Below are 26,060 nucleotides of genomic sequence, written 5' to 3' on the forward strand. Positions count from 1 at the left end.
GTTAATGCGATAAGGGGGCTTATCGCTGTTCTGTTCACGGCATCTTCTACTCCGCCTTCAGTCTTCACATCACCGCAGTGGCACTCGCCGCCGCACCGTCGCCGAGGAGGCATCGTGCCCTACATCCGCCGCATCTCCGTCACCGCACCCGGGACCCGCAACGAGCACATCGTCGCGGTCCAGCACTCCGTTCGTCCGACCGGCCCCCTGCACTCCGAGCCGGTGAGCTCGATCGTCGGACGCATCGACGGAGGCTCGGTCTTCCGCTCCCACAACGACCGCACCGGCGCGGAGGCCCCGGTCATCGCCCGGCGCTCGACCGCCGGCCGCCGCTACATCGCGACGGTCTCCAACGGCGTCGAGTCCGACAACCTGCTCTCGCTGCCGAGGTACTGATCATGGTCGACGACCAGACCGGCCCCGTGCCGGCGTACCCCGCTCCTCGCCCGGATCAGCTCGCTCCCGAGCGGGGACGGCGCGCTCTCCCGACGGGAGACACGGATCACCCGGTGGAGAGCACGGTCCCCGCTCCGGAGGCCCACGCTCCGGCGCCCGAGGTCCCCGCCGCGGAGGGCGGCACCACTTCCGCGCTCGCCGGTCCGCAGCGACGGCGGGCGGCACCGTCGCTTCCGCGGCTCCTGCCGGTGCTCACGGCGGCCGGCGGCCTCGTGATCGGCGTCCTCCTCGGACTCTGGGTCCTGCCGGCGATCGGCTCCGCCGTCGGCTCGGTCGGGCCGACCGCCATCGAGAGCGCCCTCGAGACGTGCGACGTCTCTCCCGGCGGGTACTTCGCGCTCGGCGACGACGGCACGAGCCTCTCGATGCAGACGGAGGGCGCGGAGAGCCCCGGAGCGGATCTCGCGGACGTCGCCTGCGTCCTCTCCGAGGTCGACGTGCCCGACAGCGTCCTGACCCGGATCGACAGCACGCGCGCCCTCGACGGCCGACAGGAGGCGTCCTGGGACGACCTCGACGCCTCCTGGGGCTATCACCCCGACAACGGACTCGACCTCGTCCTCGAGCGACACCGCGACTGACCCGTACCCCCCTGAACGGAGACTCTCATGTCCACCACTTCCCAGAAGTCCTTCCTCACCGCCTGGCTGCTCGCCCTGCTGCTCGGCGGCGTCGGCGCCGACCGCTTCTACCTCGGCAAGCCCGGCACCGCGATCCTCAAGCTGCTCACCTTCGGCGGTCTCGGGATCTGGGTGCTCATCGACCTGATCCTCCTGCTGACCGGCGCCACCCGGGACGGACGGGGCAGGCCGCTCGAGGGCTACTCCCGCGCGAAGGTCCCGGCCGTCGCCGTGACCGCGGGCCTCCTCGCGCTGTCGGTCGTCGTCGGCGCGGTCTCCGGTTCGCGGGATCCGGCGCCGGAGCGCCCGGTCGCGGCCGCCTCCGCTCCTGCTGAAACGGAGCCTGCCGAGCCGACGCCCGTCGAAGAAGCGGCCGAGGCATCGGCCGAGCCCGCACCCGCCGAGACCCCTCAGCCCGCTTCCGTGGTCGACGAGAGCGCGGAGACCGCCGCGTGGGCGACCGACGAGTTCGGCACCTTCACCTCCGTCACCGAATCGGGAACCGGTGACAGCGTCGTGACGCTGCCCGCCGGCGCGACCGCGGGAGTCGTGACCGCCGAGTACTCGGGCGACGGCAACTTCGCCGTCCAGATCATCGACGCACAGAACGCCTCGACCGGGGAGCTGCTGGTCAACACCATCGGCACCTACTCGGGAACCACCGTCTACGGCTTCAACTCCTTCGGCACGGGCGCCTCCGCGCAGATCACCGCGAGCGGCCCGTGGACGCTCCGCTTCGACCCCGTCTCGGCGGCTCCGGTGCTCGCCGAGAGCGGTACGGGGGACGCCGTGTTCCTCTACTCCGGCGACGCCTCGCGCCTCACCGCCTCGCACCAGGGCTCGGCGAACTTCGTCGTGCAGGAGGAGACCGGCGGTTTCGGCTTCGGGCTGCTCGTGAACGAGATCGGGACCTACTCGGGCACCGTCCCGCTCAGCGCCGGCCCCTCCGTGGTCTCCGTGACGGCCGACGGCTCGTGGACGCTGACCCTCGGATGAACGGTGACGAGCACGGCGCCGTGCCCTGGGACGCGGACGACGTCTCCGGTCCGTGGCAGTCTGACGAACACCTGTCGACCACTCCCGGGGGAGCCCTCATGCCGAAGAATCCGACCGCCGACGCGACGTCCGAGGAGGACGAGGCCGCTCGAGCCGACGTCGAGGAGGAGACGGGGAGGCTGCGCGCCTTCGTGTCGAGCCTGACCGCGGACGACGTGAAGTCCGGCAACTGGTTCGAGAAGCTCCTCGCCCAGTCGCTGAAGACCTATACGGACAAGGTCGACGCGGAGTACTTCCAGAAGAAGTACCGGGGAGTCCCGGCCGACGGAATCGTCGACCGGCGCATCAAGACGGCGGCGAACTACGCCGCCATCGAGGGAGGCCTGTCGGCGAGCGCCTACACCGCGACCGTCGCCGCGACGATCGGAAGCCTCGGAGGAGCGAGCCCGCTCACCGTTCCCGCCGCCGTGACCAGCGTCCTCGTCGACGTCGCCTTCCTCACCCAGCTGCAGATCCGTCTCGCCTGGGACGTCTCCGTCCTCTACGGGATCCGCCTCGACCCGACGGACCCGGAGGACCTGTGGAAGCTCATCCGGGTGGCGTTCACCATCAAGGGTGGCGAGGTCGTCAGAGAGGGAGTGCTGAAGGCCGCGCCCGCCCTGATCCGCCCGTTCGTCAAGAGGTTCTACCCGGTCCCGCCCTCGCCGCGGCGAAGGGACTGCCGGTCGTCGGCAAGCACCTCCTGCAGCGCAATGTCATCAAGATCGCGATTCCTGCGGTCGGCGTCCCGCTCGCCGTCGGCCTCAACCTCTGGACGACCGTCCTCGCCGGGCGTCACGCCCAGGCAGTCTTCCGCCATGAGGCGCGGGTGATCGAAATCGCGACAGGGCTGAGCCGGCGGACCCGTCATCCGCAGCTCATGCTCTGGACGGCCTGGCTCGTCATCAAGGCCGATAAGAAGGTGTCTGACGACGAGATCCTCCTGATGCGGCACCTGGTCGCTCTGGTACGGGAGACGCACGAGGTGGTCGACGAGCGGCTCGCCCGCGTCGTCGACATGGATCCGGAGGACGTCTGGGAGCGGATGGCGTCGGAGGAGGGCGACCTCTCGGACGTGCTCGACGCGGCTCAGCGAGTGGCGGCCGTGGACGGCGAGGCGAGCGCGGCGGAGAACGCCGTCCTCGCCGAGATCGCCCGCCGCGCGGACCGCTCCTGACGATCCCGCACCTCCTCGGGTCGCGCCTCCCCGGACTCCCTCCTCCTCTATCGAAAGGCTTCACCATGACCACTGCGACCGGCGACTTCCATCCCCGCGCCTCGGTGCAGCTGGGGTTGGACCACCTCGCGCACCGGCTCGACGACATCCTCACGCGCAGGTTGGCTCACGTCCTCGGGACGCTCGAGTGGCCCACCGTCCTGCGCGAGCTCGACCGGGCGAAGGGCTATCCGGAGCGCACCTACGACTCCGCGGATCTGCAGGCTCAGCTCCGCATGCTGACCGAGCGCCTCGGCGGTCTCAAGTACCCGTTCGACGACCCGTCCACGCGCGTCGTGTCGACGCTCGGGAGCGAGCTGAGGATCGTCCGCAACCGCTGGGCTCACAACGACGACTTCACCGGCCTCGACGCCTGGCGGACCCAGGACTTCGTCGTCCGCCTCCTCGAGCAGTTCGACGACGGCGAGGGTCTGCCGGCCGCCCGCGAGCTGCGCGAGGCCGCCATGCTCGCCGTGGTCCAGGAGTACGGCATCGTGCCGACGGCCGCTCCGTCCGAGGTGGCGGAGGGGGAGAAGCCGGCCGGGAAGGAGGAGGACGTCGTCCCCGATCAGGCCGTCCTCGTGCGTGAGGACGCGGCCGCCACTCCGACCATCGGTGCGTCGCGGACCGAGTTCGAACCGTGGACCGTGGTGTCCGTCGGTGATGTCCACGTTCTCGACGATTTGCCGAAGAAGGCTGCCAAGGAGAAGGTGCGCGCGGTCGTCGCCGAGATCACCGCGTTCGAGGGGCCGATCGAGCTCGAGCGGCTCGCGACGCTCGTCGGCCGTTCGTTCGGTCTGCAGCGGGTCCACTCGGCGCGGATCGAGAAGATCCGGCGGCAGATCAAGGCGTCGGAGGTGGTGATCGACCGCGAGCGCTTCGTGTGGCCGCCGGAGCTGGATCCGGAGACGTGGTCGGAGTTCCGGCCGAACACGAGCGGCGCGGATCGTCCGCTCCTCCAGATCAGTCCTCGCGAGATCGCCAACGCGGCCGAGTTCCTCCTCCGGACGGACCCGCAGCTGGACCGCGCGACCCTCGAGAGCCGGCTCCTGCAGACCTTCGGCCGCCGCCGGCGGACGGCCGCCTTCACCGCCCACCTCGCGAAGGGCATCGCCCGGTTGCCGAAGGGCTAGCCGCGGCGGATCGCTGTCGCATGTGTCCGCCATACTCGGCGAAGTCCATGCCTTCGAAGGAGATCCCGCTTGGAAACGTACGTCCGGACACCGCTCGATGTGTTCAATGTCCCGCAACGCCTCGTCGTTCCGCTCTTCCAGCGGCCCTACGTCTGGAGTGAGACGGAGCAGTGGGAGCCGCTGTGGAGCGACGTCCGGCGCATCACCGAAGTGCACCTGTCGGCGGGCGGCTCGCGGGCGGCGCACTTCCTCGGGGCGATCGTCCTGCAGCGGATGGAGACGGCCTACGGTGCACTTCAGGTGTGGCAGATCATCGACGGCCAGCAGCGACTCACCACCCTGCAGCTCCTCCTCGACTCAGCGGCGTCGATCTTCGCCTCGCGAGGGGCCTCGCACCTGGCAGCACGGCTCGAGACGCTGACGCACAACGCCGCCGCCTACGTCTCCGAGGGCTCGCCCCTCAAGCTGCAGCACACCAACAAAGACGCGGCGGCCTTCAGCGAGGTGATGCTCGCTGAGGTCCCCGTCGACTACGACGCGCTGGAGCTGCCCGCCTCGCTGCCGGCCCGGTGCCACGCCTACTTCGCCGGGCGGATCACTGCCTGGCTCGAGGAGTCCGCCGCGGAGCAGGTGCCGCTCCGGATGGAGACACTCGCGAATGCTCTGACCCAGGCCCTGCAACTCGTCGTCATCCAGCTCCGCGCAGAGGAGGACTCACAGGAGATCTTCGAGACCCTCAACGCTCGAGGCACCCCGCTCACCGCGGCCGATCTCGTCAAGAACCTGGTCTTCCAGAGGCTCGACGCCGAAGGCGTGGACACCGAGCGGGCCTATCGGGAGGTCTGGCCCTTCGAGTCCTCCTTCTGGGAGAAGGAGGTGAGCGTCGGGCGTTTCTCCATGACGCGGAGCTCCGCCTTTCTCAATCAGTGGCTCATCTCTCGCTTGGGTGAGGAGATCGGCCCGCGGCACACCTTCACGAGGTTCAAGCACTTCGTGGAGCACGAGGCCGGACTCCCGATGAGCGCGCTCCTCGAGCAGATCGCCGGTCAGGCCAAGCAGTATCAGGCGTGGGTCGAGCGCGCGGCCGACCCCGACAGGCTGCTCACCTCGATCGAGCTCGACATCTACCGCACGGATGCGCTCGACACGACCATCCTGCGCCCGGTCCTGCTGTGGCTGACAGGTCCCGGATCCTCCTTCAGCGGCCGCACCATCGACGGTGTCGTCGCCACTCTCGAGAGCTGGCTGATTCGACGGATGATCCTCCGACGCCCCAGCGGTGATCACGGCCGCGTCGTCGCGGAACTCATCCGGTCGAACCGCGACGCTCCGGACGAGGATCTCGTCGAGCGCGTCGCAGGACATCTGCGGCGTCTGGATGCAGAGAGCACGTACTGGCCCGGTGACGAGGAGATCCGTGCTGTTCTGACCGATGAGGCGGCGTACCGCCGCTACACGCGGTCGCGCCTCAGGATCCTCCTCGAGGCCGTCGAAGACGCGCATCGGGGCTTCGCGAGCGGCAGGCCCTCGCGGACGGGCTCGAGGGTGTCGCGGCGCAACCTCCCGGTCGAGCACCTCCTCCCTCGCACGTGGAAGACGCACTGGCCCGTCGCGACGATCGAGGAGGAAGTGGCTCGCGATGCGCACGTGCACCGCCTCGGCAACCTCACTCTCATCACGACGAGCCTCAACAGCTCGGTGTCGAACGGGCCTTGGCTCGGCGAGACCGGCAAGCGGGCGAAGCTCGCCGACCACGACGTGCACCTCATGAACCGTCGCGTGCGGGACGTTTCGCGCGACGGCTGGGACGAGCAGCGGATCAGCGCTCGGACGGCCGAGATGATCGACGCGATCCTTGCTACATGGCCGGTGCCGGACGAGCACAGGGGCGAGATCCTGGACAGGGCGACTCGCGCCCGATCGGAGGCGACCCTTCGCGATCTGACCGTCGCCGGCCTGCTGCCGAGCGGTTCGGTCCTCCGAGCGCGGAGCACCGAGACCGTCGTCGAGGCGGTGGTGCAGGAGAACGGCGACCTGCTGCTCGATGGTCGGACCTTCGACACGCCGTCGGGTGCGGGGAAGCATCTCCTCGGTCGCTCGGTGAACGGCTGGTCGTTCTGGCGGTTCCCCGATGGACGCGGCCTCTCGGACGTACGAGCTGAGTACGAGAGCCGTCGAGCAGGGGCTGCGCGGCCCGGAGGTGAATCCTGACCCCCGCTGTCCGGCGCTGATTCCGGGTCATTCCTCCGCAGGTCGCACCGCACGCACCGCCTCCACCAGGAACCGCGCCGGCCGCGCCCGCGTCAGCACCGCGCTGACCTCCTGGAGTGCCCGATCGGCCTCGATCCCGAGGTGCCGCGCGCTGTACGCGGCTCCGACGGAGGGCGTCCGGCTCCGCCCCTCGAAGCAGTGCACGAGCACGGTCAGGCCCTCGGCGCGGTAGGCGGCGATGGAGTCGGCGGCGTCGGCGAGGACGCCGACGGGGTCGGCGTTGCTGCCGTCCTGGTCGACCAGCCAGACCGCGGTCCGCTCGCCGATGAAGGCCGGCACCTGCTCGCGGCCCACCCGGCAGAGCGAGACGAGGGCGTCGACGCGCGGGCCGGGGCCGTCCTCGGCGAGGGTGTCGAGGGCGGCGAGGTCGCCGAGGAGTACTCCGTCGTCGTGCGGATGGACGACGAGCGTGGCGGGCAGGCCGCTCGCCGGCCAGCGCGCGGCGACCGGCCAGCCGTTCTCGCCGGCGACTCCTCCGCGGGTGGCGAGCACGGCGCTGCGGACGAGGTCGTCCGCGGTCAGCCCGGGCCAGCCGTGCAGGTGCCGGAGCCACGCGGCAGGGACGGCGGACCGCCCCCAGCGGGCGCCGGCGAGCGACCCGGTGATCGCCGCGACCGTGTCCGTGTCGTTCCCGCTGCGGACGGCCAACTCGATCGCCCCCTGGAGGGTCGTGCTGTGCGTGATCGCGCACCAGGCGGCCTGGATCGCGGCGACCACCCAGCCGTTGCTCCCGGGGATGTCCTTCGGGTGCGCGGTCCGCTCGGCGACGTCGAAGCGCTCCTCCCAGAGCGCGCGCCGCTCCTCGGGCAGGGCGCTAATGCCGCTGCGGACATCGAAGGCGCCCTCGAGGATCGCATGGCGGATCGCGAGCGACCACAGCACGCACGCGTCTCCGGCGTCGTCCTCGAAGTGCGTCAGGTCGCTCAGCCGACGGGCGGCGGCCGCGAGGGTCGCGTCGTCCGCGTGCAGCAGGCCGAGCGCGACCGGGCCGGTGCGCATGAGCGAGCCGTTCCCGGCCGAGCGTCCAGTGGACCGGTGCACCTGCTCCGCCGTGGCGCGGAGCTCGGCCTCGCTCGCCCCGGGGGCCGTGGACAGCACGCGGCGGATCTGGATGCCGACGTCCTTCGCGGAACTGGCCCAGGTTCGCCACTGCATACCGATGCGCCCCAGCGTCGCGGGATCGTCGAGGGAGGCGCCGGCCGCGAGCTCCTGGAGGATCGGGATCGCCATGCTGGTGTCGTCGGTCCACTCGCCGAGCTCCCACATGCCGCCCGCGTGGAGGCGGACGGGGACGCCGTCGGCGAGCGGCGGGTGGAACTCGTACGGCGCGCCGAGCGCGTCGGCGGCCGCGGAGGCGACGATCACGCCGACCGCCCGATCCGTCTGCATCGACGTCAGCTTCGTTCCGTAAGTGGTCATGACGGCCCCCGTTCCGGTTAGCGCGAATCTGCGCTAACTCCTCTGAGGCTAAGTTAGCGCACTTCTGCTTCAATTACGAGATGGGATCCGCAGAGCTGACCGATCATCCGCGTCCGTCCGTCGCCGTGGACGCTGCGGTGCTCACCGTGCCTCCCGGCGGCCCGCTCTCGATCGTCCTCATCGAGGACAGGTACGGCCGTCGCCTTCCCGGTACCTTCGTCCACGAGCGGGAGCGCCTCGACGACGCCGTGCGGCGCGGACTGCGGACGAAGACGGGCATCGAGGGCGTCGAGCTGCGCCAGCTGCACGTCTTCGACGCTCCGGAGCGGGACGACCGCGGCTGGGTGATGTCGGTGGCGTACCTCGCGGTCGCGCCCTGGGAGGCGACACAGGCGTCGGGCCTCGCCGTGCCCGTCGCCACGAAGGGGCCTCTCGCCTTCGACCACGACGAGATCGTCGTGCGCGCGCTGCTCACCATCAGGGAGGAGTACCGGAACCGCCCGGATCCGTACCGCCTCATCGCCGAGTCGTTCACGATGCGCGAGCTGCACGACCTGCACGAGCAAGTCGCCGGCGAGTCGCTGATGCGGGACAGCTTCCGCCGGGCGATGCTGCCGTTCCTCCACGAGACGGGCGAGCTGGCGTCGGGTGCGGTGGGGAAGCCGGCGAGGCGGTTCGTGCGGGCTCGGTAGTCGTCCGAGCGGGCGTCGACGAGCTGCAGCATGTCGGTGGTCGCCGAAAGGATGCGGGCATGCAGACGATCCCGAAGCCCTCCGAGCTCCTGTTGACGCGGCGGCCGTTGATAGCCGAGGAGGCGCGCTTCGCCGAGATGGTGCGTGGGTGGGCAACGGCCAGCAGGCTGCCCTCCGGGCCGGTGACGACCATCGCGACCGACGGCGCCTTCAGCAGACGGGCCGGGGGCGGGAGCTTCGCCTGGGTCTCGGAGGGCGGCTCGTTCGGGGCGGAGCGCGCCGTGAGCGGATCGAGCTTCCATGCCGAGCTGATCGCCATCGACGAGGCGATCCGCGAGCAGCCGCAATTCAGCCGACTCCGGCTCCTGGTCGACTGCAGGCAGGCTCTCGAGGCCGTAACTCTCGTCCTGGCGCAGCCGCCCGCGCGCCGGGAGCGGACGGATGCGGTCGAACGCAGGCTCGTCTCCATCGCCAACGCGGGTGCGAAACGCGAGGTCGAACTGGAGTGGGTGCGCGGCCACAGCGGTCACCCGCTGAACGACGCCGCCGACCGGATCGCCGTCCTTCTCCGGCGCAGCGAAACCTGGGGGACCGAGAGCGACGTCGCCACGGATCTCGCCGCATCGATCGCGCGAGGGGCTGCCGCGCGATTCTCGCCGCAGGTAACCGCGGCAGGGCTCGTCAACGACCGACGAGAGCGATGAACCGACTGAGCGTCGCCACTCCCGCCGGCGTCGACGGCAGTCCCTCCAAGAGCTCGGGCGAGTAGAGCAGGAAAGAGGCCCACTGAGCGCGCGAGATCGCGACGTTGAGCCGATTCTTCTGGATCAGGAACTCCATGCCACGTGGCACATCGGTCGCCGATGAGGCTGCGAGGGTGACGATCGAGACGACCGCCTCCTGGCCCTGGAACTTGTCCACGGTGCCGACCCGCACCTCGGGAAGCCCCGCCGCATCGAGTGACGCTCGCACGGTGTCGACTTGTGCGTTGTAGGGCGTGACGACGATGAAGTCGGTCTGACTGAGGACGGAGTCGCTGCGGCCCGCCGCCTCGTCGTGCCAGGAAGCACCGAGATGCTGCAGCACGAGCTGCACGACGAGTTCGGCCTCCTCGGAGGAAGACGTCGAATTGCCGGTGTGAGTTACGGGCCGTGCGTGCAGCCCCGGTTCTATCCCGGTCAGTGACCGTTCCGCCGTGGAGGGATGGGAGCGCAGCTTCCCGTCGTAGGAGAGAGCGGACACGGGAGCCGCGACAGCAGGATGCATCCGCCGGCTCTCGGAGAGGAAGTAGCCGAGCTCGGGCGGAAGGACATCGTGCCGAGCGCTGATCCAGCCGAGCGCCGACTGATCGACCGGCTCCGGGTGGATGCCCTGGCTCACCTGCGGCAGCTGCTGAGGGTCGCCGAGCAGCAGCAGATTGCGGGCACCGACCGCGGCGGCGACCGTGAAGGCCAGGGAGAACTGTCCCGCCTCGTCGACGACGAGGAGATCAAGACTGCGGCGTGGGATTCTCCGGGTGTTGGCGAAGTCCCAGGCGGTCCCGCCGATGACATAACCGTCAGGGTTCTCTGACGCGAATGGGAGGAAGCCGCTCTTGTCCAGGCTCCGATAGACCTCGCTGTCACCTCCTGAGGCCTTCTTGCCCACTTGACGCCCGGGTACTCCAGCACTGACGACGGCGGTGAGGAGGTTGTCCACCACCTTGTGTGATTGAGCGGCGACACCGACCTTCCAGCCGTGCTCGAGAACCAGAGCCGCGATCACCCGCGATCCGAGGTAGGTCTTCCCGGTTCCGGGAGGGCCTTGAACAGCCAGGTAGGAGTCGTCGAGATCGAGGACAGTCGCTGTTACGGCAGCGATCATGTCGCCACGCTCGAGGGCGAGGACGGAGGAACGAGTGCGAGGAGGAACGCGCCGGAGGAGGTCCGTGACGGGGTCCCGTGGCCACTTCGGGTGAAGATCCGCGAGGCTCTGCGCCCATTCCGCGATCGCCGGCTGCTGGTCGAGCGCGGGCGGAGGTTTTGCCGGAGTTAGAGCGAGAGGGAGATCGTCGAACTTGTCGACGAACCGAGGCTGCGTTTCCTCGATCTCGACGAACGCACCGTCGTACGCGGTCACGACTTCGACGGGATGAGCGTGACGTTGGTCTTCACGATCTTTCGGCCCCGAGATTGCCGCGCCGAAGTCGTAGACAGCAAAGGGCTTCACGGTGTCGTGCACGTCGAGGGTGCCCCCGGCCGCAAGCTCTCCATGCAGTTGGAGAAGACGGCGATCTATCCTCTGCCGGTCGCCCCGATGCCAATCACGGATGATGTCCACCCGCTCGGCGCGAAGCACGCCTTTCTGGTCGTCCCATTCGTCGATCGGTTGGCCGAGGCGCCAGAAGTGCTCCCACCAGAAACTCTTCGCCTCTCGGGCGTGGAAGTCGAGTGTCGCCGCAGCGAACGCGATCGCCGTCTGATCGTCGGTGCGATGGGGATCCAATGGGTCCCCTGCCAGAGCGAGCAGTTCTGCGTGCAGCCCCACGTCTGTCTCCTCTCCCTTCGGATCCTCCTCCACGGCGCTCGCACGCGGACCCACACCCGCTTCCTTCGCCAGATCGAGCAGCCACCGGTGCAGTCGCAGCGTCGATACGCAGTCGTATCGGTTGTAGTCGGCGATCGCTCCCTGCTTGGCCTCGCCCTGGGCGATGCGAGTGGCGGTCGCTCCGGGATCGTCGGGATCGGCGCTCTGAATGAGATCCCGTGCAGCCGCGTATTCGGCGATGGATGCGGCCGCGTCCGTGACGTCTCCGTCCCGCAGCTCATCGCCCATGTAGAGGGGTTCGAGCTTCTTGATGGAGTAGGACGGCGAGCCGATTCGGATGCCGCGGCGGACGATCGGGTACAGGTCGACGAGGATACCGTCGCGCAGCATCTGGTCGACCTGCTCGACCCCGACCCCGTGACGAGCGGCCAGTGACGCCAGGTGCGTCCGCTCGTAGGACGCGTAGTGGTAGATGTGCATAGCGGGATCACGCCGCTGCCGCTCGGCGACGTCAGCGAGAAAGGCGCGAAGTGCTCCACGCTCCTCGGCGAAGGAGTGCGCCCAGTGCGCAGTGAAGGTCTCGTCTCGGTCGACGTAGCCGAACAGGTAGTCCAGTCCCCATCGGGCCCCTCCGCCCTCGGAGTACAGGGGGTCGCCCTCGAAGTCGAAGTAGATGTCACCGGGGGAGGGCTCGGGCAGGGCGCCGAAGGCGTCGGGGGTGTGCACCTCCACAGGAGGGACGCCACCAGCAGCCGTGGTCTGGAGCAATGCCTGGCTGCGCAGCTTCGCCAGAGTGTCTGTTCCGATCCCGTTCACATCATGGGTCGAGGACGCCAGCTCCTCGATCGTGGTGATGCCGGCACTCCGCAACCGCTCCCGCTGGAGAACCCGGAGCCCCGCGACCAGAAGGACATCGCGGCTCGCCTCTATCTCGTTCGTGCAGTGGGCGCACTGCCCGCAGATCGTGTAGCGCGGGTCGCTCCACTGGACCGGCGTCGACTCGACCAAGTGCTCGCTCACGATCGTCTCGAGCCGCGCTCGACGCCTCCGGTAGACGGGCAGGACGTCCGCGAGCTGGTGAGTGCTCGTCGTTCCGTCGCCCAGCAGAAGGTCGACCGCGTCGTCGACCGGGACTCCGAGCCGCTCGAGCTGGTCCGCGTAAGCGGCCAGCTGGAGGAGCGCCGTCACTTTCGCGGAGCGGGCCAGCTTCGTGTCCTGAACCCGGTAACGGCCGTCGGGGCGCCGGATGATGAAATCGGCGAAGCCGATGAAGGCCTCATCGGCGAACGTTCCTTGAAAGACCACGTCCGCCTGGTTCGCGAAGGCTCCGCGTGTCACCTCGACCGCTGCGCGGACAGCTGCCGGATCCCGCACATCGGGCTTCGGCACCTCCACGACTCCGCCCCCGAAATCGACTCGGTACTTCCTCAAGGTCCGGTCCTCGTGCTGGTCCCCGAGCGCGGAGGTCCGCTCGTTCATCTCATCCCGCTCAACAGGTAAAGGTTTGAGGTGCCCGATCTTCTCGTCGAGCCGGCGGAGGAACGCGAACTCGCAGGTCGAGGCGCTGCTGAGGTCGCTGGGGCTGAGCACGGCCACGCCGTCGCGAAGGAACACGAATCGTCACTTTCCTCGACACCATCGCCGACACGAGGACCGGATTGCCGACGGAACCAGAATAAGCTCCCCCTGAGTGCCGTCTGACGCCACCTGGCTGCGACTCCTGGTCCAGAGAATTTGCGTTCGGCCGAGATTTGATCGGCGGCTTGCACGCGTCGAGTCGGAGTGTCGATGTGCCTAAGGGCTGATTTTAATGTTGCATTCAAAGGAGCTGGGTGGGACGTGGTGGAGGAAAAAATGCGGATTTCGAAGGTGCGTTTCGGTGGAAAATTGAGCATGAGATTCATTCCAAGCGCCACGGTGAAGCCATTGACCCATGTCTCCGAAACCGACCCCCTGGAGCGGGCAACGACGCTCATGAATCTAAACGATTTCTCTCAACTGCCTGTCGTTCGCGGGAAGAACGGCAATCGCCCTGTCGGCGTGATCAGCTGGCATACAGTCGGTCAAACTCTGTTTTCCGATCCGGACGCGTCCTTGAAAGATTGTATGGAAGAAGCTCAGCAAGTGTCACTCGACAGTGATCTGCTCGATGCGATTCCACTGATCAACGACAACGGTTACGTCCTGGTGACCGACTCGAGGGGATTTCTATCCGGCATCGTTACGAGCGCGGATCTCGGGCAGGCGCTTTCCGATATCGCGAAGCCGTTCCTGCTCGTCGAGCGATGCGAGATGTCATTGAGGGAGATTATTGACGAATTACTCGGATCCGAGCTCATTTCTGAGGAGGAGTTGCTTGGTTCGCTTCCGTCGTCCGCGTCAAAGCGGTTCACGGGGTCGGCTGATCTAACTTTCGGTGAACTCAGTAGAATTGTGACCAGTCCAGTTGCTTGGAAGCATTTCAACGCTCGTGTCGACCGCATAGAGGTTAGTAAATCTCTTGATCGAATAGCGAGGCTCAGGAATATATTGATGCATTTCAGAGAGCGGGACGACGAATTCGGCAGGGCGCAAGTCGAGTTGCCCAGGATGGCGCAAGTACTCTCTTCTCTGTCTTCCTCTATCGCGCGGTGAAGGCAAGGCGCCGAGGAGACTCGGTCGATGGCCCCTCGAGCGGCGCCTTGTCCCGCAGGTTCACGGTGGCGAACCGGACCTCGACCGGTATGGCACGATCAACCCATGCCCGGCTCACTGCACGCCTATGTCGTCGAAGGAACCCGTCTCCGAGTGGATGTGGTCTCGGATCAGGGGGCGACTCTCTCCCTTGCGGGGGAATTCACCGATCTCGAGCCGGTGACGGAGAGCGGTGGCGTTCTCGAGAGCAATCCTGCACTGCGCAGCAACATGTGGGCGTACGCCAAGACCTGGTATCGCGCCCGCATGACGTCCAATGCCGAGGCTCTCGCGTATTCGGATCCGGCCGAGCAGAAGGCCGCTCTCCAGCAGGTGGAGCAGGAGCGGCGGACCGCACAGAAAGTGGCCGAGACGTACGCGAAGACGGCGCAGTGGATCGCGGACGTCGCAGACGACGTCTCGCTGCTGGACGTCCAGCACGGATGGTGCTCGTCGTGCTTCTTCAACACCGAGCACCGGAAGTCCAACCGTCCCGTGGGGCAGCTTCCGGTGTACGTCTGCCAGGGCTGCGGATCCGCGACGCTCCCGTGCGTGGCTGTCGGCTGCGGCAACATGGCGGTGCGCGAGCGCGGCGCTCTGCGCGTCCCCCAGTTCTGCGCCGAGCACAAGCACGAGATCCCGGGCTTCGAGAAGGCCCAGGGGAGCTTCGGCGAGCTGCACGACTACGAGGCCTTCCTCGAGTACGAGAAGCCCGACCTCGACGCGACCTCGAAGATCATCGTGGGCGGCATCGCTGTCCTCGCGATGGCGGCGCCGGTCGCTCTCCTCGCCGCTCCCGCCATCGGCGGCGCGATCGGCTCGCTCGGCGTCTTCGGCGGATTCACCGGCGCAGCGGCGAGCTCACACGGACTTGCGCTGCTCGGCGGCGGCACCCTCGCAGCGGGCGGGCTCGGCATGGCCGGCGGCACGGCGGTCGTGACGGCCGTCGGAGCGGCGGTGGGAGGTGTCCTCGGGGCATCGGTCGCGAACGCTTACCTGAGCGAGGACAAGTCGTTCCAGATCGAGCTGCTCCGTCCGGGAACGGGCGGCGTCCCCGTGGTCGTCGCTAACGGGTTCCTCACCGACGGTGAGGGAGACCGATGGGGCAAGTGGAAGTCGATCGTCGACTCCCGCTACCCGGACTCGCCCGTCTACCGCGTCCGATGGGGGTCGAAGGAGTTGCGGGATCTGACGGATCTCGCCCTGGGCGCAGCAGGCAAGGGCGTCGCCATGGGGCTGCTCAGAGGAGCGGCGGCGCTCGGGCACAAGGCGGGGGCGAAGCTTCTCGGAGGCGTCGCCGGGCCGGCGATGATCGCCTCGGACCTCGCGAGGAACCCCTGGCACGTCGCGAAGAACCGCGCCGACAAGACCGGCGTGATCATCGGTGATCTCCTTGCACGCACGAACGCGAAGTCGTACGTGCTCATCGGTCACAGTCTGGGAGCGAGGGCGATGGTCGTCGCCGCGCAGTCCATGGGCACGAAGCCCGGAGGGCCGCGGATCCAGGCCGCACATCTCCTCGGCACCGCGATCGGTGCGAAGAGCAACTGGGACTCGTTGACCGCCTCGGTCGACGAAGCGGTCTACGGCTACCACTCCCGCAACGACGCGATCCTCAAGTTCGTCTACCGGACGGCTCAGGCCGGTGAGACGGCAGCTGGTCTGGTGGGCTTCATCCCAGCGTCCAGCAAGCTGCAGAACATCGACGTCTCGGATCGTGTCCAGACGCACTTCGAGTATCAGGACAACGTCGAGCTCCACGACGCCGTCTGAGCGGTGCCGGGCGGGAGGTCGGTGACCTCTCGCCCGAGATCAGTCGATCCGCTGGTCCTTCGTCCATTCGCGCAGGACTCGCCGACGACCGCCGGCTCGGCCGTTCGGCCCTCGAGCGACGAGCGCTGTCCGAGCTAGCGCCCTTCCCCACCCAGCCGCTCACTCATCCCCGCGACCTCCTGCCACGCCCCGGTCGCACGCTCCTCCGCCGTCGCCTCCCGCAGCAGCGCGGTGAGCCGCGCCCGCAGCCTCAGCTCCGCAGCGGTCATCGCACTCTCGTGCCCGCGCGCGAGCAGATACGAGTGCGCGTCCGTCGCGAAGGCGGCCAGGGCGTCGAGGAAGATCTCGAGGAGGCGGGCTGCCTCGCCGACGCGGGACGGATCGCGGGGCGTCGGCAGCATCGGCACGAGCCTCAGCCTGCCCTGCCAGAGGCGCTCGTCGAGCGGGTCGGCGAAGAGTGTGAGTGCCGTCGCGAGCGTTCCCGAGGCGGAGGACGGGAACGCGCGGCGGACGTCGTGGACGATCTCGTGGAAGTGGTCGTCGGTGAGGCCGAAGCCGACGAAGAGCAGGTGCCGGGTCGCGAGCGTGGCCTTCACGATCGAGGAGAGGGCACGGCGGGAGGAGTCGAAGCCGAGGTAGTCGTCGCGGGTGAGGACGATCGAGGACGCGTCGTCGACGGTGCCGTGCAGCTTCAGCAGCCAGCGCTCGTGGTCCCCCTCGTGATCGCCGGGGATGACGGCGCGGGGGACGCCCGCGTCTTCGGATGCCGTCTCGAAGAGACGGTCGTAATTCAGCGTGATGGCCTGCTCGGAGTCGATGGCAGTGAGGAGGGCTGGCGCGAGACCGTACCGCTCGAGGGAGCCGATCTCGCGGGCGACGGCGTCGGCGAATCGGCCGGGCTGCTCCTCGTCGAAGAGCGTCGCGAGATAGGACGCCTGGTCGAGCACGTTCTTCCCGCTGAGGACCTCGGACGTCTCGGGGTCGAGTCCGATCTCCTGGCCGAGCTTCTCGAGCAAGCCGGTCCAGGAGGGGCCGCCCGCGCTGACGCTGGTGCCGGCGCCGAGGAAGGGCACGAGACGTCGGCGGCGGGCGCGCTCGGCGAGGCTCTGCGCCTCCTCGAGGGCCGTAGCCTCCAGCTCGGGCCAGGAGCTCACGGGGTCGAGCCGTCGTCTGGACTGGGCGAAGGCGTGGACGTCGGCGTGGAGGGTGACGATCGTGATGTCGACCTGGAAAGTCTCGGCGGATTCCCGCAGCACGCGGAGCTGCTGAGCGAGCACGGCGTCGCGGAGAGGCCCGGATCCGCCTCCCGACGTCGCGAACAGCGGCACGGCCAGCAGCGGCAGCGGCCGCCTGGTGCGTCGATCCGTCGTGGCCGTCCGCGCGGCGACCTCGACGAAGGCCTGGAGGCGGCGGGCGATGTCGGCGAGGCCGTCCTCGTCGTCGGCGTCGCTCAGCGCTCGATCGGGTACGGCGGTGAGGACGGGTGTCGGCTCTCCGTCGCGCGGCGCGAGTGCCAGCGCCACCTGCCGGCCGTCCGAGAACTCCGGAGTGAGCGCGGCGCGGGCGCGGTCGTCCAGCTGCGGGACCCCGCGCCAGAAGTCCGTGAACGAGAGGAAGCGGTCCGTCGGCAGAAGCCACGCGTCGCTGGCGAAATTCAGAAGGTTCCCGCGGGTGACGAGGAGATGAGGTCGAGGCACGACTTCTTCCTATCAGGCCTCCCGGTCGCCACAGCATTCCTCAGTCGCCCGGGAAGGCTCGTTCTCCGACTCGAGAACGAGCCTTCTCGGGCGACTCGACGCAGCAGCCCGCCGACGCGCCCGCTCCCCTCCGCGAGATGCCACCTGTGAGGTCGACACGCCGATGACGAGCATCACAAGTGGCATCTCGCGGAGGGGGAGCAGGGGGCGTCAGCGCCCGAGCACCCCCGCGTACACAGCGAGGTACTCGTCGACCATCCGTTCCACCGCGAAGCGGCGGCGAGCAGTCGCCCGCACGGCCGCGCGATCGAGGAGCCCGACCCGCTCGACCGCGGCGACCGCCTCCGACGCGGAGCCCACCGCGTACCCGGTGACCCCCTCGTCGATGATCTCCGCCATCGATCCGCGGCGGTACGCGATCACCGGCGTCCCGCACGCCATCGCCTCGACCACCGAGAGGCCGAACGGCTCGTCGAAGCCGATCGGATGCAGGAGCGCGAGCGCCCCGCCGAGCACGAGGGCGCGCTCCTCCGGCCCGACCGAGCCGCGGTAGACGACGCGCGTCCCGTCGACGAGCGGCTCGACCTCCTCGCGCCAGTAGCGCTCGTCCTGGACGATGCCGCAGATCAGGAGCCGGCGCCCGGCCGCGGCGGCGATCCGGACCGCCTCCGCCGTGCCCTTGTCGGGGTGGATCCGGCCCAGGATCACGAGGTCCTCTCCTCCGGATCCGGCGGGGAAGCCCTCCACGTCGATCCCGTGGTGCACCGTCGCCGCGTAGTCGAGCTCGGGGGAGCGGTCGCTGTCCGAGATCGACACCAGGTTCGCGGTGCGCGGGTGCCGCAGCGCCTCGCGGTAGGCGGGCAGGATCTCGGGCCCCGAGAAACCGTGCACCGTCGTCACGAGCGGGACGGGCCACTGCGCCGCGAGGGCGAGCGGCAGCCAGTCGAGGTGGTTGTGCACCAGGTCGAACTCGCCGGCACGGTCGAGGACCGCCGCGATGTGCAGCGCCTCACACACCCGGCCGTCGCGGCCCGACTCGGCGTAGCCCGTCGGAGCGACCGATTCGAGCGCGGCTGTCGTGACGGAGTCGCCGGTCGCGAAGAGCGTCACGTCGACTCCGCGGCGGACCAGCCCCTCGGTCAGGAGGCTCGCGACCTGCTCCCACGGCCCGTAGTGGCGCGGCGGCGTGCGCCACGCGACCGGCGCGAGCATCGCGATCCGCAGCCCGGCCGCCGGGTCCCCGGGTCCTGCGGTCATCGGGCGGCGACGACCGCGGGGGTCGCCGGGACGCTCGGCCGCGTCGGCTGCAGGCCGGCCCGCCGCACCACGAGCGAGGTGTGCAGAGCGGCGATCGTCGACTCCGCGCCCCGGTTCTCGTTGCGGCCCTGCGGCTCCAGTCCGTCGTACCCGGCGCCGGAGCGCGGATCGACCATCACGGTCGCGGAGTCGTTGACCCCGTGGAACCAGGCCCAGCAGGAGGCGAGGCCCTCGCGCCAGAGCGGATCCTCGTCGAGCGTCAGGGCGCGGGCGCACGCGGCGGCGATGGCGGCGACCTCGATCGGCTGCTGGTCGAAGAGCACTCCGAGCTCGTCCGGCCCGCGGCCGGCCACGCCCGTCACCGAGAGGCGGCCGTCGCGCGATTCGAGGCCCAGCAGGAAGGCGAGGGCGGCGAACCCGCGCGCGAGCAGCGGCGGATCCTGCAGCGCCTCGCCCGCCGCCAGGAGGGCCTCGGGGACGCAGCCGTTGGCGTAGCGCAGGCGCGCCTCCGGCCAGGGCCAGGCCTGATCCGTGCAGGAGAGGAGCATCGGCGCGGCGTCGTGCAGCAGCTGGACCGCGACCAGCGAGTGCGGGCGGACGGCGACGACCTCGACCGCGCCGAGCACCGCGAACGTCATCGCACGCAGGTCCGGCGAGCGCTCCTCCGCGAGGTGGAGGAAGAGCCGCATCGCGCGGCGGCGGGTCAGCGGCAGCTCGGCGTGCGCGGCGACGACCCCGGCGGCCCAGACGCTGCGGCCCCACCAGTCGCCGAGCGAGGAGACGTCCGCCCACTCGCCGCCGGGCGACAGCCGGTTGTGCACGGTGCCGTCCGGCTCCGCGGCCGCCTCGAGGAAGCGGAGGTACTGCTCGGTGAGGCGACGGGTCCGGAACGTCTGCTCCGGCTCCTGCGCCACCACGATCAGGGCGCGCGAGACGTCGTCGACGCAGTACCCGTGCTCGGGGCGGGGCGCGTCGAGCAGCGCGTGCTCGTGGAGTCCGCGCTCGTCGGTGAGGGCGTCGAGGTGCTCGTAGGGGAGTGCCGTCGCGAGTGCGGGCCCCGCGGTCACGCCGCGTGCTCGATGCGGAGGCGCTCGACGAGACCGAGGTAGAGGCCGGCGGCCGCCGGCCAGGGGAGGGCGGCCGGAGCGGCTGCGGGGGCGGAGTCGGCGAGCGCCTCGCGCAGTGCTGCGGCCATCGCGGCGGGGTCCTCGTGCGCGACCGTGCGGCCGCGGCCGTTCCCGAGCAGCTCGAGAGCGTGGGGGAACTCCGTCGTGACGACCCGTCGTCCGGCGGCCAGCGCCTCCACGAGCACCCCCGAGGTGACCTGGTTGCGGGAGTCGTAGGGCAGCAGGACCGCGTCGGCATCGGCGACCGCCGCGGCGAGCTGGGAGGGATCGAGGTAGCGGCCGTCGAGCACGACCCGGTCCTCGAGCCGCAGCTCGGCGATCAGCTCCGCCAGCGACTCCCGGTAGGCCTCGCCGGCGTGCGCGACGACCTTGGGGTGCGTCTGCCCGTAGACGGTGTAGTGGGCGGAGACGCCGGCGTCGCGCAGGTCGGCCATCGCGCGGATCCCCCACTCGATGCCCTTGCCCGGGCCGATCAGGCCCCAGGTGATGATCTGCGGATCCGCGGCGGCGGCGGACCGGGCTGCCGCGTTCCAGACGGGGACGCCGTGCGCGATGACGACGACGCGCGAGGCGTCCACGTCGTAGCGGCGCTCGAGGATCTCGGCCGCGACGGCTGTCATCACCACGACCGCGTCGGCGAGAGCGGCGACCCGCTCCAGCACGAGGCGCTGCGAGGGGGTCGGCGTCTCCAGCACCGTGTGCAGGACCACGATCGCGGGCACGGCGAGCCGCTCCATCAGGGCGATCACCTCGTCGCCGTCGGGTCCGCCGTAGATGCCGTACTCGTGCTGGATGATCGCGACGTCGCAGGAGTCGAGCTCGGCCGCAGCGCGCGCGGTGCTCACCGGGTCGCCCGCGACGAGCTCGGCGACGACGCTCGTGCCGGGCGTCGATCCGGGCACGGCGAGCTCGTCCATCACGCGGACGGTGCGGATGCCGGCGCCGTGGTCGTCGGCCAGTGCACCGCCGAGGGCCTCGGTGAAGGTCGCGAGCCCGCAGCGCGTGGGCGGGAAGGTCGACAGCAGTCCGACGGTGGTGCCGGATCTCCGGTGCGCGAGGGGGAAGGGGGACTCCATGCTGACTCCAGCCGCGGGGAGGCGGAGCCTTCCCGGGGAGGGCGGTCCGCGAACGGGCGAGACGACTGCCGGGCGGCACCCCTCGCGGGATCCCTGTCGGATCCGGTCCACGGCCGGAGGACCCGGCATGAGTAGCGTCACCCTAGTGGGGGTGGATGACGATCCGGGGTCGCCCGCCGCGAGGCTTCGCCCACGGGCCATGCGGGCCGGGGTGTCGGTGGTCGGCGTCGGCGGTCTCCGTGACGGCCGCAGGGAGGGTCTCGGCGGGGTCGGTGGTCGGCGTCGGCGGTCTCGGTGACGGCCGACCGGAGCGCTCCCAGGGTGGCGTCGACGTCGACGCGGTAGCGGATCAGGAGGCCCGGGTCGCGAGTGGTGTCCTCGCGGCCGTGCGCGGCGGGGAGGAACTACTCGAGGAGGAAGGCGCGCCCGTTGATCAGCAGGGTGTCGCCGTCGGTCGCGGCGAGCACGCCGAACTCGTCGACGGAGCGGGCGGAGTCGCCGGCGGTGTCGGAGGTCGCGGCGACAGCGGGAGTCGCTGCGGCGGCGGAGAGGAGGAGCCCGCAGGCGAGTGCGGTGATCACGGTCGTGCGGTTCATCGGCGTCGTCCTTGGCGTCGTGGTGGGCCGCTTCTCGTGGAGGCGGCGGGAACTGGTTCCGAGCCTAGGGCGCCCAGCCCGTCAACGCCCTGGGTCGTTCCTAGGGTTCCCCTATGAAGTACCGTGCAGCCATGCCCTGGGGACGCCTCTACTTCGCCGCGCAGGCCCTCGGCGGAGCGGCGTGGTGGATCGCGGTGGCGCTCGTCCCGGCCGTGCGGATCGCTACGCTCGGCAGCCTCGATCCCCTCCCTGTCGCGGCACTCGACCTCCCGCTGTTCGTGGGAGCCTCCGCTCTCGCCGCCGCCGGGGTGCGCTGGGTGGCCGTCACCGCGACGGCCTGGACGCTCCTCGTCGCGGTCGCGCTGACCGCCTGGGCCACCCTGACGGGGGAGGCGGGCTGGGGCGTCGTCGCGATGCTCGCCGCGGCGGGCGGCTCCCTGGTCGCGGCGTGCCTGCTCCTGCTCGGCCGGGTGCCCACGCGCTGGATCGCCTCCGGCCCCTTCTCCTTCCGCGTCGCGACCGCCGGCCGCCGCCCCGGCTCGCACCTCGCGGCGACCCTCGCTCAGATCGCGGTGTTCTGGGGAGGCGCGCTGGTCGTGATCCCGCTGGTCATCGCCGCGCTGGAGGAGCGCTGGGGCGTGGGCCTCGGAGCGGCACCGCCGGTGGTCGTCGGCCTCGGCGTCCTGCTGCTGGTCGCGGCGAGCGCGCTCGGGATCTGGTCGGCGCTGACGATGTCGCTCCTCGGCGACGGCACGCCGCTGCCTATCGCGATGACCAACCGCCTGGTGATCGCCGGCCCCTACCGCTGGGTCCGCAACCCGATGGCGGTCGCCGGCATCGCGCAGGGAGCGGCGGTCGGGCTGCTGCTCTCGTCGTGGCTGGTCGTCCTGTACGCGCTCCTCGGCGCCGTCGTCTGGAACCAGGCCGTGCGCCCCCTGGAGGAGGCGGACCTCGCCGCCCGCTTCGGCGCCGACTTCGAGCGCTACCGCTCGCGCGTCCGCTGCTGGGTGCCCCGCCGGCCGGAGCCGCTGCCGCGGTAGCCGCTGCCGCGAGGCCGTCGGCGCGATGCGGTCGCCGAGGCGTCCCGCTACCGCCGAGACACCGCCCCCAGCCCGGTGTCTCGCCGACGAGGGCGGTGTCTCGAGGCGCCGGCGCCTCCCGCGACCGCGACGCGCCTCGCCCGCCGACCCCGTCACTCCGCGGTGCGCCCGCGCCCCACCACCGCGGCGACCAGCCCCGCCGACACCGCGGCCAGCGCGACGAGCACCCCGCCCACTCCGACCTCTCCAGCGACCAGCGGAGTCGCGAGCGCCAGCACCACGCCGGGGAGCGCCAGTCGCGCAGGCATCGGCTGGTGCTCGCCGAGCGGCGCGTGCACCGCCCACAGGGTCAGCACGAAGACCGCGACCGGCACCGCGACGGCCGCGCCGATCACCGTGTCGGACGCCTCGAGGTGGCCCGCGGTCGCGGCGACCGCCGCCTCCAGCCCGGATCCCAGCGCCGCGAGGGCCGCGAACGCCGCGAAGTGCGCGTAGCCCCAGCGGTAGGAGAGTCCGCGCCGCCGCTCCAGCAGCTCGCCGGAGGGATGCGAGAACGACAGCCACCACAGCGCGAACACGATCACCAGCCCGCACGCCGCGACCAGCACGAGCGAGGTGCTGACGCCCGCCTCCGTCACCGCCCGCTGCACGCCCATCACCGCCGCGAGGACGCCCTCGCCGAGCAGGATGATCGTGAACAGCCCGTACCGCTCGGCGACGTGGTGCGGATGCCAGTTCGCGTCCCCCGCCCGCTGCGCCCAGAGGGGCACGGCCAGCTCGCAGGCGACCAGGAGGAGGAAGCTCACCACCCCCACCTCCTCGGGCAGGAGCAGCCGCAGCAGCCAGCCGGCCTGCACGATCGAGAAGCCGACGGCGTTGCGCACGGCGGAGGTGCGGTGCTGCGGAGTGGACACGGCGACGCGGATCCACTGGCTCACCAGCGCGAACCGCATGATCGCGTAGCCGATGGTGATCGCCCGGTAGTCGCCCTCCTCGAAGCCGGCCGGCACTCCGGCCGCGAGCACGAGGACTCCTCCCATCTGGGCGAGGGTCAGCAGCCGGTAGGGCACGTCGTCGGTGTCGTACCCGGAGGCGAACCAGGTGAAGTTCATCCACGCCCACCAGATCGCGAAGAACACCATGCCGAAGGGGAGGAGCCCCTCGGCGAGGTGCCCCTCCTCGGTGGCGTGGGCGAGCTGCTGGGCGATCTGGGCGATCGCGACGACGAAGGTCAGATCGACGAGCAGCTCGAGCGGACTCGAGACGCGGTGCGCCTCGTCGATCGCGCGCGGCTGCATCCGCACGCGGAGGGGGTGCGCGGGGGAGGCGGGCATGCGCTCATCCTGCACCCGCCGGGCTTCTGCGCGAGTGCGTCGACCGCCTCCCGCGACCTCGGCGCCCTCCCTCGCACCGGACACTCGCGGGGCCCGGGCGCAGTCGACGTCGCGAGTACGCAGAAGTCGCAGTACTCGCGCTCGAGTACGGCGACTTCTGCGAACTCGCGGCCCGGCGCCGACCGGCCGCGTCCCGCGCCGGCCCCCGAGGGCCCCGCCTACGATGGGTCGGGATGTCCCCCGAATCCGCGCTCGCCGCCCCGACCCGCGCGTCCCCGGGCGCCCGGCGGTCGCGGCGCGGGCCGCTCCTCGGGCTCGCCCTGGTCGCCGTCCTCGTGGCGACGCGCCTGCTCGCCCCGGACGCGGCGGGCGACTCGCTCTCGGACGCGGTGCGCGACTTCCTCACCCTCTCGATCAGCGTCGTCATCGAGTCGCTGCCGTTCGTGTTCCTCGGCATCGTCCTCTCGATCGCCGTGCAGCTGTGGGTGCCCGAGGCCGTGCTGCTAAGGATCCTGCCGAAGCGGGCGCTTCCGCGGCGGCTCGTGATCTCGCTGCTCGGCGTGCTCCTCCCGGTCTGCGAGTGCGGCAACGTGCCGCTCGCCCGCGGACTGATCGTCAAGGGCCTCTCGGTGTCGGAGTCGATGACGTTCCTGCTGGCCGCGCCGATCGTGAACCCGATCACCATCGTCACGACGTACCAGGCCTTCGGCTGGGCCGACGGGATCCTCGTCTGGCGCATCGTCGGCGGCTTCGCGATCGCGAACCTCGTCGGCTGGATCTTCAGCCGCCACTCCGAGCCGATGAGCCTGCTCACCGACCGCTTCCGCGCGGCGTGCGAGGCGGGCGAGCGGCCGTCCCGCTCCCTCCGCGACCGCTCCCGGCGCAGCGTGCTGCTGTTCGCCGAGGAGACCGGGGCGATGATGCCGGCGCTGTTCGTCGGCGCCGCCATCGCAGGGCTGATCCAGGTCGGCGTCTCGCGCGACGTGCTGACCACGCTCGGCGGCGACCCGCTCTGGTCGGTGCTGGCGCTGATGGTGCTCGCCTTCGTCATCTCGATCTGCTCGAACGTCGACGCGTTCTTCGTCCTCTCGTTCGGCTCCACGTTCCTGCCGGGAGGCATCATCGCGTTCCTCGTCTTCGGCCCGATGATCGACGTCAAGATGCTCGCGCTGCTGCGCACCACGTTCTCGGCCGCGACGCTGGTGCGCGTCACCGTGCTGGTCGCCCTCGCCGCGGCCGTGCTGGGACTGGCGGTGAACTATGCGCTCTGAGCGCCTCCTCGCCCGCTGGAAGGGCGTCGTCCTCAGCCTGATCGGCGTCGTCTCGACCCTGTGGCTCGCGGCGACCGGCCGGCTCGGCCTCTACATCCACCCCCGCTACTTCGAGTTCTCGGTGGTGCTCGCGGTGATCGCCGGAGTGCTGCTGATCGCGGCGTTCGCGGTGGTGCCGGGCGCCGAGGAGGACGCCCACGAGCACGAGGACGACGTCGAGCACCTCCACGCCCCGGCGCCCGCCCGCCCCTGGCGCCGTGTGGTCGCGGTCGCGGCCGGAGTCGCGGTGATCGCCTCCGCCGCCGTCGCCCTGCTCGTGCTCCCGCCGGCCGCCCTCACCGCCTCGACCGCGACGCAGCGCGAGGTCAACACCAGCGCCGTCGACGCCTCCGTGACCGCCGCGGCGCCCACCGGAGACACCGCCTCCTTCAGCGTGCGCGACTGGGCGACCCTGCTGCGCCAGGGCGCGAGCGAGCAGTTCCTCGCCGGCCGCACGGCCACGGTGAGCGGATTCGTGACCCCCGACGCCTCCGACCCCGAGAACGTCTTCTACATCGCCCGCTTCGTGGTCACCTGCTGCGCGGTGGACGCGCAGCCGGTGGGCGTGCCGGTCCACCTGGCCGGCTGGGCCGACACCTACGCCGAGGGGCAGTGGCTGGAGGCGAGCGGCGGCTTCGGCGCGAACCCGAGCGTCACGAGCGCCGAGGCGGTCGTGCTGGAGCCGGAGGCACTCACTCCGATCGACGAGCCGGCGATGCCGTATGTCTACTGATCCGTTCGCAACCGAGGTCGAGAGTGGAGGAACGGGCCGAAGGGGCGCGCGTCGAGCTCCCGACCTCGGTTCGTCA

22 protein-coding genes are annotated in these 26,060 nt (G+C 70.4%); 14 read left to right on the forward strand and 8 right to left on the reverse strand.

Going from position 1 to position 26,060, the window contains the following annotated elements; genetic code table 11:
* The first annotated feature begins 114 nt into the window (after positions 1-114).
* The 7 genes from C5D44_RS13610 (at position 115) to C5D44_RS13635 (ending at position 6,671) form a co-directional block, all read left to right on the forward strand.
* Positions 115-396 (forward strand): DUF3892 domain-containing protein, encoded by a 282-nt coding sequence (locus C5D44_RS13610; RefSeq protein ID WP_181118513.1) that lies wholly within the window; start codon positions 115-117, stop codon positions 394-396.
* 113 nt (positions 397-509) lie between these two features.
* The gene (locus C5D44_RS13615; RefSeq protein WP_146088059.1) at positions 510-1,037 is read left to right on the forward strand and encodes a hypothetical protein; all 528 of its coding nucleotides are present in this window, start codon (positions 510-512) and stop codon (positions 1,035-1,037) included.
* A gap of 27 nt (positions 1,038-1,064) precedes the next feature.
* Positions 1,065-2,072 carry a TM2 domain-containing protein gene (locus tag C5D44_RS13620; protein ID WP_104281977.1) on the forward strand — a complete coding sequence of 336 codons (1,008 nt, stop codon included), beginning with the start codon at positions 1,065-1,067 and terminating at the stop codon, positions 2,070-2,072.
* Entirely contained in the window at positions 2,069-2,944 is an 876-nt protein-coding gene (locus tag C5D44_RS18340) for an EcsC family protein (RefSeq protein ID WP_219815350.1), read from the forward strand. Before C5D44_RS13620 ends, C5D44_RS18340 begins: the two co-directional genes overlap by 4 nt.
* Positions 2,941-3,288 carry a TerB family tellurite resistance protein gene (locus C5D44_RS18345; protein WP_219815351.1) on the forward strand — a complete coding sequence of 116 codons (348 nt, stop codon included), beginning with the start codon at positions 2,941-2,943 and terminating at the stop codon, positions 3,286-3,288. The genes C5D44_RS18340 and C5D44_RS18345 overlap by 4 nt, the downstream gene beginning before the upstream one ends.
* A 65-nt stretch (positions 3,289-3,353) precedes the next feature.
* The gene (locus tag C5D44_RS13630; protein WP_104281978.1) at positions 3,354-4,460 is read left to right on the forward strand and encodes a DUF3320 domain-containing protein; all 1,107 of its coding nucleotides are present in this window, start codon (positions 3,354-3,356) and stop codon (positions 4,458-4,460) included.
* Positions 4,461-4,529: 69 nt separating this feature from the next.
* Entirely contained in the window at positions 4,530-6,671 is a 2,142-nt protein-coding gene (locus tag C5D44_RS13635) for a DUF262 domain-containing protein (RefSeq protein ID WP_219815352.1), read from the forward strand.
* Between the two features lie 27 nt (positions 6,672-6,698).
* Here the strand turns inward: C5D44_RS13635 and C5D44_RS13640 are convergent, their stop codons facing one another.
* Positions 6,699-8,150 (reverse strand): ADP-ribosylglycohydrolase family protein, encoded by a 1,452-nt coding sequence (locus C5D44_RS13640; protein ID WP_104281980.1) that lies wholly within the window; start codon positions 8,148-8,150, stop codon positions 6,699-6,701.
* Positions 8,151-8,230: 80 nt separating this feature from the next.
* On the opposite strand from C5D44_RS13640, the gene C5D44_RS13645 reads away from it, so the two are divergent.
* Complete coding sequence (locus C5D44_RS13645; protein WP_104281981.1) at positions 8,231-8,842, forward strand: NUDIX hydrolase; 612 nt, start codon at positions 8,231-8,233, stop codon at positions 8,840-8,842.
* 59 nt (positions 8,843-8,901) lie between these two features.
* On the forward strand, positions 8,902-9,546 hold the full coding sequence (locus tag C5D44_RS13650; protein ID WP_104281982.1) for a ribonuclease HI: 645 nt from the start codon (positions 8,902-8,904) through the stop codon (positions 9,544-9,546).
* Here C5D44_RS13650 and C5D44_RS13655 read toward each other — a convergent pair.
* Positions 9,524-12,982 (reverse strand): bifunctional RecB family nuclease/DEAD/DEAH box helicase, encoded by a 3,459-nt coding sequence (locus tag C5D44_RS13655; RefSeq protein WP_104281983.1) that lies wholly within the window; start codon positions 12,980-12,982, stop codon positions 9,524-9,526. The genes C5D44_RS13650 and C5D44_RS13655 overlap by 23 nt on opposite strands.
* A gap of 225 nt (positions 12,983-13,207) precedes the next feature.
* On the opposite strand from C5D44_RS13655, the gene C5D44_RS13660 reads away from it, so the two are divergent.
* Together C5D44_RS13660 and C5D44_RS13665 are read left to right on the forward strand one after the other, a co-directional pair.
* Positions 13,208-14,002 (forward strand): HPP family protein, encoded by a 795-nt coding sequence (locus tag C5D44_RS13660; RefSeq protein WP_181118514.1) that lies wholly within the window; start codon positions 13,208-13,210, stop codon positions 14,000-14,002.
* Positions 14,003-14,308: 306 nt separating this feature from the next.
* The gene (locus C5D44_RS13665; protein WP_219815353.1) at positions 14,309-15,814 is read left to right on the forward strand and encodes a DUF726 domain-containing protein; all 1,506 of its coding nucleotides are present in this window, start codon (positions 14,309-14,311) and stop codon (positions 15,812-15,814) included.
* A 134-nt stretch (positions 15,815-15,948) separates the two neighbouring features.
* Here the strand turns inward: C5D44_RS13665 and C5D44_RS13670 are convergent, their stop codons facing one another.
* The 5 genes from C5D44_RS13670 to C5D44_RS13690 all read right to left on the reverse strand — a co-directional run bounded on the left by C5D44_RS13670 (position 15,949) and on the right by C5D44_RS13690 (position 21,567).
* On the reverse strand, positions 15,949-17,511 hold the full coding sequence (locus C5D44_RS13670; RefSeq protein WP_104281986.1) for an SIR2 family protein: 1,563 nt from the start codon (positions 17,509-17,511) through the stop codon (positions 15,949-15,951).
* 210 nt (positions 17,512-17,721) lie between these two features.
* Positions 17,722-18,768, reverse strand: coding sequence for a glycosyltransferase family 4 protein (locus tag C5D44_RS13675; RefSeq protein ID WP_258067989.1), 1,047 nt, complete (start codon positions 18,766-18,768; stop codon positions 17,722-17,724).
* Complete coding sequence (locus tag C5D44_RS13680) at positions 18,765-19,835, reverse strand: glycosyltransferase (RefSeq protein ID WP_181118515.1); 1,071 nt, start codon at positions 19,833-19,835, stop codon at positions 18,765-18,767. Before C5D44_RS13680 ends, C5D44_RS13675 begins: the two co-directional genes overlap by 4 nt.
* Positions 19,832-20,971: a glycosyltransferase gene (locus C5D44_RS13685; protein WP_104281987.1), complete on the reverse strand. Its 1,140-nt coding sequence runs from the start codon at positions 20,969-20,971 to the stop codon at positions 19,832-19,834. Before C5D44_RS13685 ends, C5D44_RS13680 begins: the two co-directional genes overlap by 4 nt.
* Positions 20,972-21,375: 404 nt before the next feature.
* Positions 21,376-21,567, reverse strand: a complete 192-nt coding sequence (locus C5D44_RS13690) for a hypothetical protein (RefSeq protein ID WP_104275827.1) — start codon at positions 21,565-21,567, stop codon at positions 21,376-21,378.
* Between the two features lie 131 nt (positions 21,568-21,698).
* Between C5D44_RS13690 and C5D44_RS13695 the strand changes: the two genes are divergently transcribed.
* Positions 21,699-22,607: a methyltransferase gene (locus C5D44_RS13695; RefSeq protein WP_104281988.1), complete on the forward strand. Its 909-nt coding sequence runs from the start codon at positions 21,699-21,701 to the stop codon at positions 22,605-22,607.
* A 152-nt stretch (positions 22,608-22,759) separates the two neighbouring features.
* Here C5D44_RS13695 and C5D44_RS13700 read toward each other — a convergent pair whose 3' ends face one another.
* Positions 22,760-23,941 carry a low temperature requirement protein A gene (locus C5D44_RS13700; protein WP_219815354.1) on the reverse strand — a complete coding sequence of 394 codons (1,182 nt, stop codon included), beginning with the start codon at positions 23,939-23,941 and terminating at the stop codon, positions 22,760-22,762.
* Between the two features lie 233 nt (positions 23,942-24,174).
* Between C5D44_RS13700 and C5D44_RS13705 the strand changes: the two genes are divergently transcribed.
* Positions 24,175-25,212, forward strand: a complete 1,038-nt coding sequence (locus C5D44_RS13705) for a permease (RefSeq protein ID WP_104275829.1) — start codon at positions 24,175-24,177, stop codon at positions 25,210-25,212.
* Positions 25,202-25,984 carry a TIGR03943 family putative permease subunit gene (locus tag C5D44_RS13710; RefSeq protein WP_104281989.1) on the forward strand — a complete coding sequence of 261 codons (783 nt, stop codon included), beginning with the start codon at positions 25,202-25,204 and terminating at the stop codon, positions 25,982-25,984. The genes C5D44_RS13705 and C5D44_RS13710 overlap by 11 nt, the downstream gene beginning before the upstream one ends.
* Positions 25,985-26,060: the final 76 nt, after the last annotated feature.

It is taken from the genome of Rathayibacter sp. AY1B5, from assembly GCF_002932795.1.
GTDB lineage: Bacteria > Actinomycetota > Actinomycetes > Actinomycetales > Microbacteriaceae > Rathayibacter.

Bases quoted from the DNA above. Each gene is read 5' to 3' on its own strand.
- C5D44_RS13620 (WP_104281977.1), top strand. From the start codon at position 1,065: ATGTCCACCACTTCCCAGAAGTCCTTCCTCACCGCCTGGCTGCTCGCC.
- C5D44_RS13695 (WP_104281988.1), top strand. From the start codon at position 21,699: ATGCCCTGGGGACGCCTCTACTTCGCCGCGCAGGCCCTCGGCGGAGCG.
- C5D44_RS13630 (WP_104281978.1), top strand. From the start codon at position 3,354: ATGACCACTGCGACCGGCGACTTCCATCCCCGCGCCTCGGTGCAGCTG.
- C5D44_RS18340 (WP_219815350.1), top strand. From the start codon at position 2,069: ATGAACGGTGACGAGCACGGCGCCGTGCCCTGGGACGCGGACGACGTC.
- C5D44_RS13685 (WP_104281987.1), bottom strand. From the start codon at position 20,971: ATGGAGTCCCCCTTCCCCCTCGCGCACCGGAGATCCGGCACCACCGTC.
- C5D44_RS13700 (WP_219815354.1), bottom strand. From the start codon at position 23,941: ATGCCCGCCTCCCCCGCGCACCCCCTCCGCGTGCGGATGCAGCCGCGC.
- C5D44_RS13690 (WP_104275827.1), bottom strand. From the start codon at position 21,567: ATGAACCGCACGACCGTGATCACCGCACTCGCCTGCGGGCTCCTCCTC.
- C5D44_RS13710 (WP_104281989.1), top strand. From the start codon at position 25,202: ATGCGCTCTGAGCGCCTCCTCGCCCGCTGGAAGGGCGTCGTCCTCAGC.
- C5D44_RS13675 (WP_258067989.1), bottom strand. From the start codon at position 18,768: ATGACCGCAGGACCCGGGGACCCGGCGGCCGGGCTGCGGATCGCGATG.
- C5D44_RS13665 (WP_219815353.1), top strand. From the start codon at position 14,309: ATGACGTCCAATGCCGAGGCTCTCGCGTATTCGGATCCGGCCGAGCAG.
- C5D44_RS13650 (WP_104281982.1), top strand. From the start codon at position 8,902: ATGCAGACGATCCCGAAGCCCTCCGAGCTCCTGTTGACGCGGCGGCCG.
- C5D44_RS13705 (WP_104275829.1), top strand. From the start codon at position 24,175: ATGTCCCCCGAATCCGCGCTCGCCGCCCCGACCCGCGCGTCCCCGGGC.
- C5D44_RS13640 (WP_104281980.1), bottom strand. From the start codon at position 8,150: ATGACCACTTACGGAACGAAGCTGACGTCGATGCAGACGGATCGGGCG.
- C5D44_RS13645 (WP_104281981.1), top strand. From the start codon at position 8,231: ATGGGATCCGCAGAGCTGACCGATCATCCGCGTCCGTCCGTCGCCGTG.